At 39.0% G+C, this 19,775-nt stretch carries 12 protein-coding genes; 8 read left to right on the top strand and 4 right to left on the bottom strand.

What is annotated here, in order from left to right:
- Window positions 1–125: 125 nt before the first annotated feature.
- Window positions 126–1,133 (top strand): phosphotransferase enzyme family protein, encoded by a 1,008-nt coding sequence (locus ASG46_RS18945; protein ID WP_046527516.1) that lies wholly within the window; start codon window positions 126–128, stop codon window positions 1,131–1,133.
- Between the two features lie 44 nt (window positions 1,134–1,177).
- Here the strand turns inward: ASG46_RS18945 and ASG46_RS18940 are convergent, their stop codons facing one another.
- Together ASG46_RS18940 and putP are read right to left on the bottom strand one after the other, a co-directional pair.
- Window positions 1,178–1,870 carry an MgtC/SapB family protein gene (locus ASG46_RS18940; protein WP_008344247.1) on the bottom strand — a complete coding sequence of 231 codons (693 nt, stop codon included), beginning with the start codon at window positions 1,868–1,870 and terminating at the stop codon, window positions 1,178–1,180.
- Between the two features lie 168 nt (window positions 1,871–2,038).
- Entirely contained in the window at window positions 2,039–3,520 is a 1,482-nt protein-coding gene (gene putP, locus ASG46_RS18935; protein WP_056705658.1) for a sodium/proline symporter PutP, read from the bottom strand.
- A gap of 410 nt (window positions 3,521–3,930) precedes the next feature.
- Between putP and gatC the strand changes: the two genes are divergently transcribed.
- Genes gatC through gatB form a run of 3 tightly spaced genes read left to right on the top strand, consistent with a single transcriptional unit; the run spans window position 3,931 to window position 7,137 of the window.
- Entirely contained in the window at window positions 3,931–4,221 is a 291-nt protein-coding gene (gene gatC / locus ASG46_RS18930) for an Asp-tRNA(Asn)/Glu-tRNA(Gln) amidotransferase subunit GatC (RefSeq protein ID WP_003213898.1), read from the top strand.
- A 14-nt stretch (window positions 4,222–4,235) separates the two neighbouring features.
- Window positions 4,236–5,693, top strand: a complete 1,458-nt coding sequence (gene gatA / locus ASG46_RS18925; protein ID WP_056705655.1) for an Asp-tRNA(Asn)/Glu-tRNA(Gln) amidotransferase subunit GatA — start codon at window positions 4,236–4,238, stop codon at window positions 5,691–5,693.
- Between the two features lie 13 nt (window positions 5,694–5,706).
- Window positions 5,707–7,137 (top strand): Asp-tRNA(Asn)/Glu-tRNA(Gln) amidotransferase subunit GatB, encoded by a 1,431-nt coding sequence (gene gatB, locus ASG46_RS18920; RefSeq protein ID WP_007496855.1) that lies wholly within the window; start codon window positions 5,707–5,709, stop codon window positions 7,135–7,137.
- Window positions 7,138–7,319: 182 nt separating this feature from the next.
- Here gatB and ASG46_RS18915 read toward each other — a convergent pair whose 3' ends face one another.
- Window positions 7,320–8,165 (bottom strand): TetR/AcrR family transcriptional regulator, encoded by an 846-nt coding sequence (locus ASG46_RS18915; protein ID WP_039168537.1) that lies wholly within the window; start codon window positions 8,163–8,165, stop codon window positions 7,320–7,322.
- Window positions 8,166–8,296: 131 nt separating this feature from the next.
- Between ASG46_RS18915 and ASG46_RS18910 the strand changes: the two genes are divergently transcribed.
- Window positions 8,297–11,524: an efflux RND transporter permease subunit gene (locus ASG46_RS18910; protein WP_056705651.1), complete on the top strand. Its 3,228-nt coding sequence runs from the start codon at window positions 8,297–8,299 to the stop codon at window positions 11,522–11,524.
- A gap of 30 nt (window positions 11,525–11,554) precedes the next feature.
- Here ASG46_RS18910 and ASG46_RS18905 read toward each other — a convergent pair whose 3' ends face one another.
- Window positions 11,555–12,508, bottom strand: coding sequence for a nucleoside hydrolase (locus ASG46_RS18905; protein WP_056705648.1), 954 nt, complete (start codon window positions 12,506–12,508; stop codon window positions 11,555–11,557).
- Between the two features lie 182 nt (window positions 12,509–12,690).
- Here ASG46_RS18905 and ASG46_RS18900 point away from each other — a divergent pair, with 182 nt between their 5' ends.
- From ASG46_RS18900 to ASG46_RS18890, 3 genes are all read left to right on the top strand, one after another.
- A complete protein-coding gene (locus ASG46_RS18900; RefSeq protein WP_007496845.1) occupies window positions 12,691–13,599 on the top strand; it encodes a diacylglycerol kinase in 909 nt (302 codons plus the stop codon).
- Window positions 13,600–13,660: 61 nt separating this feature from the next.
- Window positions 13,661–15,046 (top strand): 23S rRNA (uracil(1939)-C(5))-methyltransferase RlmD, encoded by a 1,386-nt coding sequence (rlmD, locus tag ASG46_RS18895; protein WP_056705802.1) that lies wholly within the window; start codon window positions 13,661–13,663, stop codon window positions 15,044–15,046.
- Window positions 15,047–15,287: 241 nt separating this feature from the next.
- Entirely contained in the window at window positions 15,288–19,673 is a 4,386-nt protein-coding gene (locus ASG46_RS18890) for a hypothetical protein (protein WP_056705645.1), read from the top strand.
- Window positions 19,674–19,775 lie beyond the last annotated feature (102 nt).

Raw genomic sequence — 19,775 nt, 5'->3', positions numbered from 1 at the left:
GAGGAATTTTTCAACTTTTGTCAAAGTATGTGAAGAAACCAAAAGGAAAGGCAGGTATGTTGATGCTCGTATAAATGCTGATTACCGTCATGTATAAGTAAAAAGACGATAAAAGGAGAATCAGCATGCATAAAGAAGTAAAAGCACGATACGATGAACAAATGGTCTTAAAGAAAGCGGCTCTACTCTATCATTTTCAGCCAGAACAGGTCACATTTCTAGCCGATGCAGAAAATTATGTGTATGAATATACGGATGAAAAAGGGTCGAGTTATATATTGAAAATCACCCATACCATTCGCCGCTCCCGCACATATATTCTAGGAGAAATGGACTGGATTCGGTATTTATCTCAACATGGAATCTCAGTAGCTAAACCGGTTTTATCCGCAAGAGGAAAAGATGTTGAAGCGATTCCCGATCAAGCAGGAGGCGCTTTTTTGCTGAGAGTGTACGAAAAGGCGCCCGGCAGAAAAGTGACCGAAGCAGATTGGAATGGACAGTTGTTTCAAGCGTTAGGAGCCTATACTGGGCGTATGCATCAAACGACTAAACAATATCAAGTGAAAGATCCTCGCTATAAGCGTCAAGAGTGGTATGAGGAGGAGCAATTAAAGCTTGAAACGTATATTCCTTCTGATCAAACGGTTGTGTTGCAGAGAAAAGATGAACTGATGCAAAAGCTTCACCAGCTCCGAATATCCAAGGATGTCTATGGACTGGTGCATGCGGATTTACATCACGGGAACTTCCATTATCATCAGGGAGAAATCATTGCATTTGATTTTGATGATTGTGGGTATCACTGGTTTATCAATGATATAAGCATTTTGCTATACAACGTTCTTTGGTATCCGGTGATTCCGTATGAGGATAAAGCTGAATTTACGGGTGAATTTATGAGCCATTTTCTCAAAGGCTATCGACAGGAGAATGAGCTTGATGACGCATGGCTGGCGACAATACCAGATTTCCTTATGCTGCGTCATATGCTTATTTATGGGCTTTTACATCAAGCATTTGATCTCCGAACACTAAGCGCTGACGAAAGTGCCATGCTGGCGCGTTTTCGAAAGGAGATTGAGGACAAAACCCCAATTACGCCTTTTGACTTTCATCAGCTAACAACATAAATAGAAAGCCCCTTGCTGTTTCATATAGCAAGGGGCTTTTTATCCTAAACCGTATCACACTTCACACCAACAACGCCTTCTAAATCTTTAATATCAAAGTACACATCGGTTGTATAGCGGTCTTTATGTACGCGAACACGTACTTCCATGATCGGATAGTCCTTTTCCTTTAAATCATCAATACGTACAGAATGAATACGAATATTGAGTGCTTTCATTTCTTTTAAAATCTCTGTCATGCGGTTTCGATCAGAAAGTGACATTCTGATGCGGATTTCTTTTTCCTGTAAGCGAATGGGTCCAATTCGCTGGAAGAGCCAAGGTAAAAATTCCACACTGACGAGAATAAAGAAAAGACTGAGGAAGGCTTCTTTATAAAAACCTGCACCTGTTGCAACCCCAAGTCCTGCTGCTCCCCAAATCATCGCAGATGTCGTAAGACCTGAGATGACGTCATTGCTTTTGCGAAGAATCACACCTGCTCCAATAAAACCAACACCAGATATAATTTGCGCCGGTAACCTGAGTGGGTCCATTTGAAGCTTAGAGACTCGAGGGAAATTGTAGGCTGCATCAATGCTGATGATGGTTAATACGCAGGAGCTGACAGCAATGACAATACACGTTTTCAGCCCAAGCGGCTTTTTCTTAAGTTCGCGTTCAAGACCGATGATCAAACCGATTAAGGTGGCAACGGCTAATTTTAAGACCGTATCCCATTCAATTGTCCAAAACATGCGTATCGCTCCTTTCACTTCATGTACGTTTCACATCATGTATATGATCTTCTCACAGCCCATATGGCTGCACAACTTCTATTTTATTCAGAAACGGGAGAAAGAAAAGCATTTTATTTAAAAATAAAGAGAGTCATCCGCATAATGCAGATGACTCCTCATGTCTAGTTATTTTGTTTCTTCTTCGAGATGGTCTTCCATTTTGCTAAATAGCTTTTTAGAAGCTTTAGACGGTTTATTTGTTAAGAGGCTGACAATAATAGCAGTCAAACCACTTAAAATAAATCCAGGAACCATTTCGTACAATCCAGTCGTGTTGTTTAAGCCTGTTGAAATCCAAACGAGAACGACAACAGCCCCAACAATCATTCCGGCTAAAGCGCCATGATGAGTCATTCGTTTCCAGTATAGACATAACAAGATGACTGGACCGAATGAAGATCCAAATCCAGCCCAAGCATAACCGACAAGGTCAAGAATAGTATCACTTGGGTTTAGAGAGAGACAAATGGCAACAATCGCTACGACTAGTACAGAGATACGTCCAATCATCACAAGTTCTTTGTCAGAGGCTTTTCTTCTAAAGAATGTACGGTATAAATCCTCTGTCATCGCACTTGCAGTGACAAGCAGCTGAGAAGAAATTGAACTCATAATTGCAGCTAAAATGGCAGAAAGTAAAAATCCAGTAATATATGGATGGAATAACACTTTAGAAAACACAATAAAGATGGTTTCTGGGTCTGCCAAAGTGGTGCTTGTTTCATGAACATACGCCACGCCGACTAAACCGACAGATAGTGAACCAATGACAGACACAATCATCCAGCTCATACCGATACGACGTGCTGGCTTTAAATCTTTTACAGTCGTAATCGCCATAAAGCGAACAATAATGTGCGGCTGTCCAAAGTAACCGAGTCCCCAAGCGAGGAAGGAAATAATGCCAATGACGCTCGTTCCTCTAAAAATATCAAGCAATTTAGGGTCAATCTGTTGAATATCATTGAATGTGGCAACAGGTCCACCTAATTGAGTAAAGGCAACGATCGGCACGAGCACTAATGCTAAAAACATAATAGCTCCTTGAACAAAATCAGTTAAACTAACTGCCAAAAAGCCGCCGAATAGTGTGTACAAAATGACAATACTAGAAGTTAAGATTAAGCCAAACATATAATGAGCACCAAACGCTGATTCAAATAAGCGTCCGCCTGATACCATACCTGATGAGGTGTAAAGCGTAAAGAAAATCATAATGATGACAGCTGAGACAGCTTTCAATAAAGTAGATGAGTCTTTAAACCGTTTGTCAAAAAAGTCTGGAATGGTAATCGCATCATCAGCAACTTCTGTATACGATCTCAATCGTGGCGCTAGGAATAGATAGTTTAAGTAAGCCCCACTAATTAACCCAACAGCAAGCCATCCAGATGAAAGACCAGTTGTATACATAGCGCCTGGAAGCCCCATCAGCATCCACCCACTCATATCAGCTGCACCAGCAGATAGAGCCGTTACATAAGGACCTAACCCGCGTCCGCCTAACATATAATCATTCAAGTCGTTTGTTTTTCTGAATGCATACCAGCCAATAGCAAGCATTCCAATAAAATAAATAGATAGAGAAATTACAATCTCAATACTCATGTTTCCATATCACCTTTTTCGTATTAATTTGACATCACCTCAATCAAAATATACAAAGAACAGCCTATTGAACTGTCTGCTCACTGCTATGGTTACTTAACCTATCAGAGTATTCCCAAGTGATCAACCTTCTTAAACATCCTCATCAGACAAAAAAATACGTGTATGCGTGATAAGCGTCTATATGTAAGCGCTTACCCAATTAAATAAAAGAAAAAATTTTCTGAAAAATAAAAGTCACCTTGATGAATATTTTAGACAATGGCTGCACCACAATGACATATTAGTGGACAAAGCCTTTCTGGGCGACCTCGTAAAGTTGCTTTAGAACAGTAAAATTTGATATGATAAAGTGTATATGACTTATGATCATGACCACGAACACGTATCATTTTTGGAGGTGAACCTGCATGTCAAGAATTTCAATAGAAGAAGTAAAGCATGTTGCGCATTTGGCACGGCTTGCGATTACAGAAGAAGAAGCTGAGATGTTTACAGAACAGCTTGATAGCATCATTTCATTTGCAGAGCAGTTAAACGAGGTAGATACGGAAAACGTTGAACCAACAACACACGTATTAAAAATGAAAAACGTCATGAGAGAAGATGTTCCGAATAAAGGTCTTTCCATTGAGGCAGTCATCAAAAACGCGCCTGATCATAAAGACGGCTATATTCGTGTGCCATCAATTTTGGACTAAAGGAGGCCTGAGGCATGTCACTGTTTGACCACAAAATTTCTGAATTAAAAGAGCTTTTACATAAAAAGGAACTGTCTGTTTCTGATTTAGTGGACGAGTCTTATAAACGAATCCATGAAGTAGACGGGAAAGTACAAGCATTCCTAGCGCTGGACGAAGAGAAAGCACGCGCGTACGCAAAGGAATTGGACGAGGCCGTTGGTGAAAAGGACGAGCTTGGTCTATTGTTCGGTATGCCGATCGGTGTCAAAGATAACATCGTGACGAAAGATTTACGTACAACGGCATCAAGTAAAATCTTGCAAAACTTCGATCCTATTTACGATGCAACCGTTGTGAACCGCTTAAGAGAAGCGGAAGCTGTCACAATCGGTAAATTAAACATGGACGAATTTGCGATGGGATCTTCTACGGAGAACTCTGGCTTCAAAGCAACGAAAAACCCGTGGAATTTAAACACAGTTCCAGGTGGGTCAAGTGGTGGCTCAGCAGCATCTGTTGCAGCTGGAGAAGTACCATTCTCTCTTGGATCAGATACAGGCGGCTCCATTCGCCAGCCGGCATCATTCTGTGGTGTTGTTGGTCTTAAACCAACGTATGGCCGTGTATCTAGATACGGTTTAATCGCATTTGCTTCATCATTAGATCAAATTGGGCCGATTACGCGTAATGTTGAGGACAACGCATATATTCTTCAAGCGATTTCTGGTGTTGATCAAATGGACGCAACGAGTGCAAATGTCGATGTCCCAGATTTTCTTTCTTCATTAACTGGCGACATCAAAGGCTTGAAAATCGCTGTGCCAAAAGAATATCTTGGCGAAGGTGTTGGCGAAGAAGCAAAAGAGTCTGTTCTTCAAGCGTTGAAAGTATTAGAAGGACTTGGTGCCACATGGGAAGAAGTGTCTCTTCCGCATTCTAAATATGCGCTTGCGACTTACTACTTGCTTTCATCTTCAGAAGCATCTGCAAACCTTGCGCGTTTTGACGGTATTCGCTATGGCTACCGTACAGACAATGCAGACAACCTGATTGATTTATATAAAAATACCCGTTCTGAAGGCTTTGGAGACGAAGTCAAACGCCGCATCATGCTAGGCACATTCGCTCTAAGCTCAGGGTATTACGATGCATACTATAAAAAGGCACAAAAAGTCCGTACGCTGATCAAAAAAGACTTTGAAGATGTTTTTGAAAAGTATGATGTCATTGTAGGACCAACAACACCAACTCCGGCATTTAACATTGGTGAAAAGACAAGCGATCCACTCACGATGTATGCAAACGACATTTTAACGATCCCTGTTAACCTTGCAGGCGTTCCAGGAATCAGTGTGCCTTGTGGATTTGCAAATGGTCTTCCGTTAGGACTGCAAATCATCGGTAAACACTTTGATGAAGGAACCGTTTACCGCGTGGCTCACGCTTTCGAACAAGCAACAGATCATCATAAAGCAAAACCTGAACTGTAAGGGGTGAATCAGAATGAACTTTGAAACGGTAATTGGACTTGAAGTCCACGTAGAGCTCAAAACACAATCAAAAATTTTCTCAAGCTCACCGACGCCTTTTGGTGCGGCTGCCAATACGCAAACAAGTGTCATCGATCTTGGTTATCCAGGCGTACTACCTGTGCTGAACAAAGAAGCGGTGAACTTTGCGATGAAAGCAGCAATGGCACTGAACTGTGAGATTGCAACTGATACAAAATTTGACCGTAAAAACTATTTCTATCCTGATAACCCAAAGGCGTATCAAATTTCTCAATTTGATAAACCGATCGGTGAAAACGGCTGGATTGAAATTGAAGTAGACGGCAAAACAAAACGAATTGGTATTACACGTCTTCATTTGGAAGAGGATGCAGGAAAACTGACGCACACAGGCGACGGTTATTCACTCGTCGATTTCAACCGTCAAGGAACACCACTTGTTGAAATCGTATCTGAGCCAGACATTCGTACGCCAGAAGAAGCGTATGCTTACTTAGAAAAATTAAAATCCATTATTCAATATACAGGCGTCTCTGACTGTAAGATGGAAGAAGGCTCACTGCGCTGTGATGCCAACATTTCTCTTCGTCCAATCGGCCGTGAAGAGTTTGGAACGAAAACAGAGCTGAAGAACTTAAACTCATTTGCTTTCGTCCAAAAAGGTCTTGAGTTCGAAGAAAAACGCCAAGAGCAAGTATTGCTTTCTGGCGGATTGATCGAACAAGAAACTCGCCGCTATGACGAAGCGTCTAAAAAGACGATCCTCATGCGTGTCAAAGAAGGCTCTGATGATTACCGCTACTTCCCGGAACCAGATTTGGTGGAGCTGTATATTGATGACGAGTGGAAAGAACGCGTAAGAGCATCCATTCCAGAGCTTCCAGACGAGCGCCGCAAACGCTACATTGATGAACTTGGACTTCCTGCATATGATGCAATGGTACTGACGCTGACAAAAGAAATGTCTGATTTCTTTGAAGCGACCATTTCAGAGGGTGCTGAAGCGAAGCAAGCATCAAACTGGCTCATGGGTGAAGTATCTGCCTACTTGAACTCGGCTCAAAAAGAGCTGGAAGATACGAAGCTAACGCCGCAAGGACTGGCTGGTATGATCAAGCTTATCGAAAAAGGAACGATTTCTTCTAAGATTGCCAAAAAGGTATTCAAAGAACTTATCGAAAATGGGGGCGACGCAGAAACAATCGTCAAAGAAAAAGGACTTGTCCAAATTTCTGACGAAGGTGCACTGCTCAAACTTGTCACAGAAGCTCTTGATAACAACCCGCAATCCATTGAAGACTTCAAAAATGGAAAAGACCGCGCAATTGGTTTCTTAGTCGGACAAATCATGAAAGCATCGAAGGGCCAAGCAAACCCGCCGATGGTCAACAAGATTCTTCTTGAAGAAATCAAAAAACGATAAATTGCAAAAACCGCCTCATGGAAGAGGCGGTTTTTTTGTTGATGGATATGACAGGGTCTTATCACAGATTCAGACCACCGCCGTATATCAATTCATTGGTTCTTTTTTTATAATGAAGCATAAGCTTTAGCACATATTCGAAGGGGATAAAAGTGAACTAAAGTGAACATCGCCACGTATTGTCATTGGAGGAATAGCTTCAATTGTTCCACAGCTCTTTGGACAGCGGAGTCCTCACACGTTTCTAAATTTGTCAGCATCCCTTGAATGACCGGCTTGCGAGGCTCAGCTTTGGCCAATTCTTCTTCAATAACTTCAATGGATACAAGGGTATCATCCGAAAGCAGATGCTCAGATTTTAACAATCGAAGCTCTTCTTGAAGAGTAGCGGCATTTGGCGCTTCATCATCCCAAATGTTTTGCTTTAGAATCGGCTTCGCATGAGAACGAAGAAGCCCATGCACCAAATCATCAAATCGGTCAAGAATAAAGGATGAGAGCTCATCACATGATAATTGCATCTGATCTTGCAAAAGCAGTACTTGCACATAAGATTGGATGATTCCTTGAATCATGACTGACAGGTCAGTTATATATGGTTCGATCTCCTGTCCATACGTGGTCAAAATAGAAATTTGGATTTCATCATTCATCTGTTTTTTAACCGTTTTGGAATACTTTTTAATTTGCTGGTTTTCCGGAATAATGTTCTCGCTGAGGATCAAAATGATAAAATCCTTGTTCTCAGCAAAGTGCTGGAACTGTTCAGCGATTTGTTTCTGAAAGATATCTCTAGGCGCAAGATGTTGATTTTCTTTTCGAATCTTTTCAATACTTTGCATAGACGTGTCGATATAATATTCAAACGCTCTGTTGAAAAGCTGTTCTTTTGATTTGAAATGCAAATAAAATGCACCTTTAGAAATTCCGCATTCATCTGCAATTTCCTGAATGGTCGTAGAAGAAAAACCTTTTTTCGCAAACAACTGAATGCTTGCTTTAATGATTTTTTCTTTTTTTTCGTTCATGAAATAAGGCCCCTTCAGCTTTAGAATGTTACGTCAAACGCAAGTGAAATGGTTGACGGCATTGTATATCACCGTTTATTATGATATAGAATGACCAGTCAGTCAATACATAAAGGAAAATGGAGGACATAATGAATTCGATCATCAATTTTGTATTAAAGAACAAGTTCGCTGTATGGCTCATGACGATTATCGTAACAGTTGCTGGTCTATATGCCGGATTGAATATGAAACAAGAATCAATCCCGAATATCAACACTCCAGTCATTACGGTTTCTACAACGTATCCTGGCGCAACGCCGGACGAAGTATCAGATAAGGTGACAGATCCAATTGAGAAGTCGATACAAAATCTCAATGGGGTGAATGTGGTCACTTCTAATTCTTTTGAAAATGCCTCATCGATTCAAATCGAGTACGATTACAATAAAGATATGGATGAAGCAAAGAAGGAAATTGAAGATGCCATTAGCAATATCAATTTTCCAGAAAATGCAGAAAAACCAAAAATCGCACGCTTTAGCATCAACGCGATTCCAATCTTAGCTCTTAGTGTCTCTGGTGACAAAGAATCTTTACAAGACCTGACACAAAAAGTGGAAAATGATCTTATTCCTTCTCTTCAAGGCTTAGATGGTGTCTCTTCTGTCGAAGCTTCTGGACAACAAATCAAAGAAGTAGAATTTTCTTTTAAACAAAAGAAATTAAAGGAATATGGTTTAGATGAAGAAACTGTCCAAAACATGATCAAAGGCTCTGATGTCAATGTACCTTTAGGGTTATACACATTTGGCAACAAGCAAAAATCAGTCGTAGTGGATGGCAATATTCTAAGTGTTAAAGATTTGAAAAACATGCGAATTCCTGTTACACCAAGTGCAAGCGGCGGTGCGGGAAGCGCAGGAGCTGGGGCGTCTTCTAGCGGCTCAGGAAATGCAGGAGCTCAAGGTGCTGATCAACAGGCTGGAAGTGCAAGTCAGCAGCAGGCAGCAGCAGCTCAGCAGCAAACTGGTACAGGTGCAGCAAGCGGTCAATCGGTAGAGCTGCCGACGATCAAACTTTCTGAGATTGCAGATATTAAAGTCGTAAAAGATGCAGAATCGATTTCTAGAACGAACGGAAAAGACAGTATCGGTCTGCAAATTGTCAAAGGCTCTGATGCCAACACAGTGAGTGTAGCAGAAGCAGTCACAAAAGAACTTGAAACATTCAAAAAAGACAATAAAGGAATCAAAGTCAGCACGACATATGATCAAGCAGAGCCGATTAAAGAATCTGTCAGCACAATGCTGAACAAGGCGATCATCGGAGCAATCTTTGCGATCATTATCATCATGTTGTTCCTTCGAGATATCAAATCAACATTAATTTCGGTCATCTCCATTCCGTTATCCCTGTTGATTGCTGTTTTATTATTAAATCAGCTAGATATCACATTAAATATCATGACACTTGGTGCCATGACAGTCGCCATTGGACGTGTTGTCGATGACTCGATTGTCGTCATAGAAAACATCTATCGAAGAATGGCGTTAAAAGATGAACCGTTAAAAGGCAAAGCACTCGTTAGAGAAGCAACAAAAGAAATGTTTATTCCGATTATGTCTTCGACGATTGTCACAATTGCGGTATTCTTGCCATTAGCGCTAGTGGGTGGAATGATTGGTGAACTATTCATCCCATTTGCATTAACCATTGTGTTTGCTCTAATGGCTTCACTACTTGTCGCCATTACAATCGTTCCAATGATGGCTCACAGCCTATTTAAAAAGAACCTGTACGGCAAAGCGAAAAAGGTAAAAGAACACAAACCAAGCAAACTTGCTGGTGGTTATAGACGTGTACTCAATTGGACATTGAACCATAAATGGATCACGTCAGGAATTGCGATTCTGATGCTGATCGGAAGCTTATTCCTCGCACCACTTGTCGGTGTCAGCTTCTTACCACAGGAAGCAGAAAAAACGGCAATGGTGACATACACGCCAGAGCCTGGACAAACAAGAGAACAAGCCATTGCTGAAACGAAAAAGGCAGAAGATTACTTAATGAAACGTGATCATGTCAATACGGTTCAATATTCATTAGGCTCTTCAAATGCACTGACAGCAAGTGTTGGTGGAAACTCTAACGGTGCATTATTCTTCGTACAATACGACGATGACACACCGAACTTTGATAAAGAAAAAGATCGTGTGGTTAAAGCCCTTCAAGACAAAACGTCTAAAGGGGAATGGAAATCACAAGACTTCTCATCTGCTGGCGCAAGCAATACAGTGACGTACTATGTGTACAGTGACAAAGCAAGTGATATTGAAGGCACAGTCAAAGATGTCGAGAACATTTTAAAAGATGAGAAGAACTTGAAAAACGTCAGCACAAGCTTATCTGAGAAGTATGACGAATATACGTTTAATGCAGATCAAGAAAAACTGGCGAAACTAGGCTTGACCGCTTCACAAATCGCACAGGCGATCGCTCCTCAAAGTAATGAAACAACGTTGACGAAAGTAACAGAGGACGGCAAAGAACTAGATGTGAAGCTTCAAACGGAAAAAGATGAATACAAGAGTAAAAAAGATCTAGAGAATAAAAAGATCACAACACCAACAGGACAACAAGTCCGAATTGGCGATGTGGTGAAAGTGAAAGATGGCACAACAGCAAACACTGTGACAAAGCGTGATGGGAAGATTTACGCTGAAGTATCTGGTGACATGACAACAGACGACGTATCAAGTGTGACACAAGATGTCCAGAAGAAAGTTGACAAGCTTGATTTAAAATCTGGCGTTACGATTGATACAGGCGGTGTAAGTGCGGATATTGAGGAATCCTTTACACAGCTAGGACTCGCAATGCTTGCAGCGATTGCTATTGTATACCTCGTTCTCGTCATTACATTTGGCGGAGGTCTTGCACCATTTGCGATTCTGTTCTCACTTCCATTTACGATTATTGGGGCACTCGTTGGATTGTTTGTAGCGAAAGAAACCATCAGTTTAAATGCCATGATTGGATTGCTGATGCTGATCGGAATCGTTGTAACAAATGCCATTGTCTTGATTGACCGAGTGATTCATAAAGAAAAAGAAGGTCTTTCAACAAGAGAAGCCTTACTTGAAGCAGGTACAACAAGATTACGCCCAATCTTAATGACGGCACTTGCGACAATTGGTGCATTGTTGCCACTCGCATTAGGTTTTGAAGGCGGAAGTCAGATCGTATCAAAAGGACTTGGCGTCACCGTTATTGGCGGTTTAACAAGTTCTACACTTCTCACATTGGTCATCGTGCCAATCGTGTATGAAATCTTAAGCAAGTTTAGACGTAAGAAAAAATACGCTGAAGAAGAGTAAGAGGAAGCCCCGCTAATAAGCGGGGCTTTTTTATGATGAAATCTGACAAACCGCTTTTCTCATAAGCTCTTCAAAGGCCTCGAAAAAGGCATCTCGATCAACGTGGTCAATGACTTGAATCGATTTTCCATCTGGATGTTCTTCAGTACGTCCTTGTCTTGGCGATTCGGTATAAACAATTGCATTCATTTCTTTTGAACGGGTAAATGAGGTGGATGCAAGAGTGATCGTTGTCAGCACATCCCATAAGTAGTAAGTCGAGTTCGTTTCGTGATGAATGAGAGGCGGACAAAAGGCATAACATTGTCCAATAAAGTCAATCCCGATGTGAGAGCGAAGGGAAGCCCATCGTTGACGGACATCGAGTGTGAGCGGGACTTGATTCGTGCTTTCCAGTGCGACCATTTCAATTGGAAAACGCTCTTGAAATACGGTGCTCACAGCATAAGGGTCCCAAAAAGCATTCCATTCTGCTGTTCCATCATGTTCGGGTTCTTCGACATTGCCTTTTTCAAGGAATGTGCCGCCCATCCACACCAGTTTCTCAATTTTATTTGAGATGGAAGGATCTTCTTCTAAGGCGCGTGCAAGGTCTGTAAGCGGTCCTGTAAAGAGCAGCGTAACAGGTTCGGTTGACTTTTTCACCGTTTCAATCAGATGAAGATGTGCAGGAAGCTTAGATATTTTTGTATCAATAGCGCCTTTTTCATTTAAAATTGGCAGGGCATCTACATAAAAAGCATGCATGCGCCATTCCTTTGGAAAGGGATTCACTCCTCTAGAATTGGAAGCGGCTACTTCAATCTCATATGGGCTAAATCGATCAATAATTTTCTGAGAGGCGCTCAGCGCAGGCTCTAAATAACAATCAGCAGGAATCACAGACGTCCCGATCACTTTCAGGTGTTCCATTTGAAGAAGCAGAAATAAGGACACGAGATCATCAACACCGCCGTCATGATTGAAATAGACAGGTTTTTTCATGGCATACCATCCTTTTCATCGTTTTCTTTTATCTTATCAGAATGCTGATCTGCTGAGGGAAACGTACCGTGAGATTTCAAATATTAGGGGGGTGTTCTGTTGCCATTTTCAAATCTCATAGTATAATTAAAGGTTGTTAGTGGTGAAAAATAGATTGCATAATGATAATAGGATGATGATGAATGAAACGTGCTCGAATTATTTACAATCCGACATCTGGACGTGAACTCTTTAAGAAGAATTTACCGCAGGTTTTGCAAAAATTTGAACAGGCTGGCTATGAAACATCTTGTCATGCAACGACATGTGCAGGAGATGCAACACAAGCAGCCGAAAAAGCCGCACAGAGAGATTTTGATTTAATTGTAGCAGCTGGTGGAGACGGCACGATTAATGAAGTCGTCAATGGATTAGCACCGCTTGAAAAAAGACCAAAATTAGGAATCATTCCAGTTGGAACGACCAATGACTTCGCAAGAGCACTTGGCATTCCAAGAGAAGATATTTTAAAAGCGACAGATGCCATCATTGATGGTGTAGCAAAGCCGCTTGATATTGGTAAAGTGAATGGACAGTATTTCATTAATATTGCGGGAGGCGGCCGATTAACAGAGCTGACCTATGAAGTGCCTAGTAAGCTGAAAACCATGCTAGGACAACTTGCGTATTATTTGAAAGGCATGGAGATGCTTCCTTCCATTCGTCCGACAGAAGTCGAAATTGAATATGACGGCAAATTGTTTCATGGAGAAATCATGCTGTTTCTTGTTTCACTAACAAACTCAGTAGGCGGCTTTGAAAAGCTCGCACCAGATTCCATTCTAGATGATGGGATGTTTGACCTGATCATTCTAAAGAAGGTCAATCTAGCAGAAGCCATTCGAGTGGTCAGCCTTGCACTCAGAGGCGAGCATATTCATGATAACAATGTCATCTACGCAAAAGCGAATCGCGTGAAGGTAGATGTAAAAGATAAAATGCAATTGAATTTAGATGGTGAATACGGCGGCATGCTGCCAGGTGAATTTGAAAACCTGTATCGCCATATTGAATTTATTGTGCCAAAAGCAACAGCTGAAAAAATAGGGTGAAGACTGAACTTGGTTCCTTATGGCGACCAAGTTTTTCTTTGCAAATGAGGTGATAAAATTGGTGAAAATGAAACCGCCTGTTGAAAAGAATGAATACTACAATGTAACCTTCGAAGATTTAACGCACGAAGGTGCAGGAGTAGCGAAAATTGAGGGTTTCCCTGTGTTTGTACCGAATGCCCTTCCTGACGAACAAGGGAAAATCAAAGTCACACGTGTCAAAAAAGGATTTGCTTTTGGACGACTCATGGAGCTGACAAAGGAAAGTCAGCACAGGCAAGATGCGCCATGTCCCATTTACAAGCAGTGCGGCGGCTGTCAAATCCAGCACATGAGCTATGAAGGTCAGCTGCAATTTAAACAGAAACAAGTAAAGGACGTATTGGAGCGGATCGGCAAGCTTGATATGAGCCGTGTAAAAGTTCATCCTGTACTCGGCATGGAAGACCCTTGGAACTACCGAAACAAAGCACAAGTACCAGTTGGCGAACGGGAAGGCGGACTTGTTGCTGGATTTTATCAGCAGCGTACCCATGAAATCATTGATATGGAAAAATGCTTGATCCAGCAATCAGAAAATGACGAAGTGGTACAGGCAGTAAAAGACATCTGCAATGCGTTTGGCATCAAAGCATATAGCGAAGAACGTCATAAAGGCTGGCTTCGCCATGTCATGGTTCGTTACGGTATTGCAACAGGTGAAATGATGGTTGTGTTTGTCACAAGAACGGCTGATTTTCCGCAAAAGCAACAGGTGATTGAGCAGATTATAGCACGCTTCCCACATGTTCGGTCAATTGTGCAAAACGTGAATTCAAAGAAGACAAATGTCATTTTCGGAGACGAAACGACCGTTTTATGGGGAGAAGAATACATTTATGACACGATTGGCGACATCAAATTTGCTATTTCAGCCCGCTCATTTTATCAAGTGAACCCAGCTCAAACAAAGGTGCTTTACGATAAAGCCCTTGAATATGCCGAGCTGCAAGGAGAAGAAACCGTCATCGATGCATACTGTGGAATCGGTACGATTTCCTTATTTCTCGCACAAAAAGCAGGCAGAGTATATGGGGTTGAAATTGTCCCAGAAGCAATTGAAGATGCAAAACGCAACGCTGCCTTAAACGGAATCAATAATGTTGAATTCGCAGTCGGCGAAGCAGAAACTGTCATCCCAAACTGGTACAAAGAAGGCATTAAAGCAGATACGCTAGTGGTCGATCCGCCAAGAAAAGGCTGTGATGAAGCACTGCTTGATACGATTTTAAAGATGAAACCAAACCGTGTTGTGTATGTGTCCTGTAATCCTGGGACGCTAGCTCGTGATTTGCGTATTCTTGAAGATGGTGGGTATGTGACGGAGGAAGTGCAGCCTGTGGATATGTTTCCGCATACGAGTCATGTGGAGTGCGTGGCGCAACTTATTTTAAAAGAAGGCAACTAACCTGTATGGTGGTTGTCTTTTTTTTATAGTAGGGGGATTAAAAAAGTTTTAGTTGAAGTTCCCTCAAACTCTTTGTTGGTAACTACTGGTACTTAATCAGCCAATTCACAGAAAATTATTTTAACTTTTTGATATAATAGGAATATGAATAAAATGTAAAATTGGTAATTAAAAGGATGATGAGAAGGTTTGTTATTAGAATATAAGAAAAATCATGGTCGTCGATTAGGGGGGAATAATAGTGAGCATTTTAGCATATATAGCTGGAACTTTGATAGCCCCAAACTTTGCCGGTTATCTTTTGTCAAAGGGTTTAACAAATCGAGATGAAAAGAGATTAATTAAAGACATAGAAGATACAGTTACTGAATTTAATCGTAAGTTTGATAATACTGAGGTTGATAGTAACTATTTTATAGAATTTCTTGAACAGAGTAAGACTGTTGAAACAATAATACAAAGAGTATTTTATGCATATAACACTACAAAGGAAGATTACCAAGATATATTTAAGAAACTAGCACAAGAAGCGGTCGAATTTGTCAATCTTAAAAAAGATGAATTTAAGCATACGCCTATTAAGAAACCGAGCGATTTTGAAGAGTACTTCTCTGAGTTATTTGAAATACTAGTAAATTTTCGAGAATCGTTATTAGATATTAAAGACAAGGCAATTGTATCAATGGTTGTTGAGTCAATTGGTAAATCAGAATGGGAAATTATCAGAACAATTGAGGAGCAAAGGGACGATTATTTGTTAGGAGGGAATAGACACCTTTCGTCTAATGAACAAATCAAGCCTAGGATAGAGGATTTGAATCGCGAATATAAATCAGCTTTTATTCCGTTGGGCAATAGTCTTATAAAGAGAAAAGAATTTTCTATATGTAGGGAAGCATTAGATTCAGAGAAATCTATAATAATACATGGAAAGGCTGGAAGAGGGAAAAGTGGATGTACAGAAGATGTTATCAATTATTGTGAAGAAAATCATATACCATATTTGGCAATTAAATTAGATAAACGAGTTCCCGGTATGACTGCCGAGAAATGGGGAGAAGATTTAGGATTACCTGCATCAATCACTCATTGTATTCACAGTGTTTCTAAAAATAAAAGGGCAGTAATTATTTTGGATCAGTTAGATGCCCTGCGTTGGACTCTGGCGCATTCTAGAGATGCTTTATTAGTATGCTCTCAGATTATTAATCAAATAGAGGTATTGAATAATGATAGAGCAAACAAGATATCTGTTGTTTTTGTGTGTCGAACTCATGATTTGGAAAACGATAATAATATTAGATCATTATTTAAAAAAGATGATTCAAAAGAGGACGTTATTCAATGGAATAGGGTTCAGGTTAATGAGTTGGACGAGGAATTAGTTGAGGGTATTGTTGGAAAGCGTTATGAGCAACTAACAAGTAAACTGAAAGAGATACTAAGAATTCCAAGCAATTTATATATTTGGAAACAGCTAGACCCTGGCAAAGTATATGCAGAATGTTCTACCGCAAGCCATTTGATATCAGAATGGTGGGGACAGCTTTCCGAAAAATGTTTTGAGTTTGGATTGAGAGAAGACAATCTAAATCAGATTAAAGATAAGATGGTAACTTTTTTAGAGAAGTCTAGTAGAATATTTATTCCTTTAAGTATATTAAACGAAAATAAATCAACCTTAGAATTTTTATCTTCAAATGCTTTCTTAATAATTCAAGATAGAAAAGTTTCATTTGCTCATCAGTCTATATTAGACTGTTTTTTAGCAGATAAGATGCTTCATAGATATTATGATGGTGAAGATATCGTAGATATTATTGGTACTAAAGATAAACAAACACCTGGTAAAAGATATCAAGTGCAAATGTTTATGCAAAATTTATTTGAAATTGATAGCCATGATTTTATTACTGTTGGACAAAAAATGTTTGAAGCAAAACAAATCAGGTATTTTGTCAAATTTGTTTTCTTCGAGGTGCTAAATCAGATAGATAAAATAGATGAAAATATACAAAACTTTATAGTGAATAACTGTGAAAATGAAAGATACAGTAATCACATTATTAATAACGTCATATTTTCTAAGACCAATTATATTAAGTTGCTTAGGCAAAATGGTATTTTAGAGAAATGGTTTAACACCCCATCTAAGAAAGATATGGTTATCAATTTGTTCGTAAGTATAAGCCCGAATTTAGAGGCTGATGATATTATGTTCATTGAAAAATATGCATTTAATTCTCAGGAAGACGATAATAAATTTTCTAAATGTTTTTTTCACGATATAAATGATGATACGGATGAGTTATTTGAATTAAGACTGAAATTTTATAAACGTTATCCGTCAATGGCTGATGACTATCTCGATTTTAAGGCGATGCTCAAAAATGATGAAATAAGAACAATACGGCTAGTGTCTTTTTTGTTGGAAAATAAAATTAAAAGTAAGGGGGAACAAATTTATACTTACGAAGATGAAATACTTTATGATGACTCTGAAATTTTAAAAAATAATGGAGAAGAGGTTCTTAATTTATTATTACCATTCGTTCCAATAGAAAAAGACACAAGCTTTATTTATAGTGAGTGGTCTGGATATTATATTCATAAAAGAGGCCTAGAAAGGGCTGCTATCCAAATTATAAAAAAAGCGAATGCAGCAATAATTTCTCAACAACCAAAAAAATTCTTTGATCGCTATAAAGAATTCATGGGAAAAGGTAATGATTTATTTAATGAAATTATATTGGATGGATTATTCAGAGTGTCAGAAAGTTATAGCGATGTTGTAATTAACTATTTATGCAGTGATTTTAACAGTAACATATTCGATAATACAAGTGGTAATGGTGATAAATTACTTTTTGCCAAACAAATATTAAAAAAGCATGCGAGATACTGCAGTGAAGCTACTTTTAATGTATTGGAAAACCGAATTCTAAGTTATCTATCTCCACAAGCTAAAGATGTATATCGAAGAAGAATTGATTATAATAAAGAAAAAAATAGTTATACAGTTTATTGGAGTTTTTGGGGTGATTTCCAAAAAGAAATTCTAGAAATTCTTCCCTATAATCGTTTAAGTATTCAAGCCAAGGATTTGCTACGTATTTTAAGACGTAAATTCCCTAAAGGGTCAACTTCATATAGATATTCGGATGGGCACAGCGGATGGATAAGCTCACCCATAGCGGGGAAAAAATTAAATAACAAAAAGTGGATAGAGATTTTAACTAATAAAAAACTTATTCAAAAAGATTCATCCAGATGGATAGAGGTTCCAGAAGGTTTTATTAGTTCTTCTATTGAAGAATTTGCAAATAGTTTTAGTAAAGCTGTTTCCGAGGAACCTGAAAGAATGATAAATCTAGTTCTTTCAAATAAAGAGAAAGTTCTGGAATCATTCGTAGATTCCTTATTTACTGGCGTTGCATCTAGTAAGGTATTGAGTAATGTGCCGGTAGAGTTATTGGAAAAAGTGATTTTGACCTATCCATATGATTATACCTCATATCGGGCGAACGACATTTGCTCAATCATTAGAGACAGGAAAAATGTAAAATGGCCTCAAGGGATTTTAGACATTCTAAAGGATATTGCGATCAACCACAAAAATCCTGAATTAGGAGAACCGAATATAACTAATAATGAGGATAAAGAAATGCGTAGCTTTAGTATGCTACAAAGTAATGCATTAAACTGTGTAAGAGGCAACTCAGCTCAAGCTATAGCTGAGTTATTATGGTATGAAAGAACTTTGTTTAAACAGTTTAAAGATACAATTGAAAAGTTGGCATTGGATGAAAATCCGGCAGTTAAATTTGCTAGTTTACTCGCATTATGGCCTTCATATAACATTGAAAGGGATTGGGCATCAGAATTAATTTTACTTCAATATGAACAAGATTATAGGCTAGCGGGCTTCTTTGGTACGAAAAAAATGCTCTTTTTACTATATCCGAAGTATCGCGAACGAGTATTAGAAGTTATTAAAAAATGCTATAAATCTGAAGATGAAAAATTAGTTGTAATGGGTGGACATTGTCTTTCGGAGATGTTTATTCTAAAAAAAGAATTTACACAAGTAATGAATGATGTGGATAAAATGAGTGAAGTACAAGCAAAAGCAATTCTCCATATGACAACTAATTATTTCAATAAAGATGAATTTAATTCATCCGCAAAAAATATAATGCTTAAATTTAAGGCGAGTAAATTAGATTTGGAGATTCCGATTTCAAGATTATTTTATGATGATCTTATTGATTTAAATAGAGATAAGGATTTTTTGATTGAAATAATGAATTCTAGTTTAAACCGTAGAATGGTACATGCATTTGTTCGTTATCTTGAAGAAAAATCAAAATCAATAGTTGATTACAAAGATATTATATTTTCAATGAGTTACCACTTACTTGGAAACGAAGTTGGTAAGTTTGAAGATATTTGGGGGATAGAAGATGAAATTTCTAAATTAATCATTGGATTATATGACGAAACCTCTAATTCAACTATCCCTGAGATAAAAGATATTGCAAATGAATGTCTTAATATATGGGATTTGATGTTCGAAAATCAATGTGGTCAAATTAGATCCTTGAGCCAAAAACTAATGGAAAGGTAAGAAGATGTTGTATAACTCCTATGTATATCAGTTTTACACCTTTTGACCTTTTAAGTACTTCATTTTTTTCACGTAATTCAAAAGAAAAAATTCAGATATCTT

The sequence above is a fragment of the Bacillus sp. Leaf49 genome (assembly GCF_001426125.1).
GTDB classification, from domain to species: domain Bacteria; phylum Bacillota; class Bacilli; order Bacillales; family Bacillaceae; genus Bacillus; species Bacillus altitudinis.
Note: the sequence above shows the minus strand (reverse complement) of the source record. Positions and strands in the feature narration are given on the sequence as shown.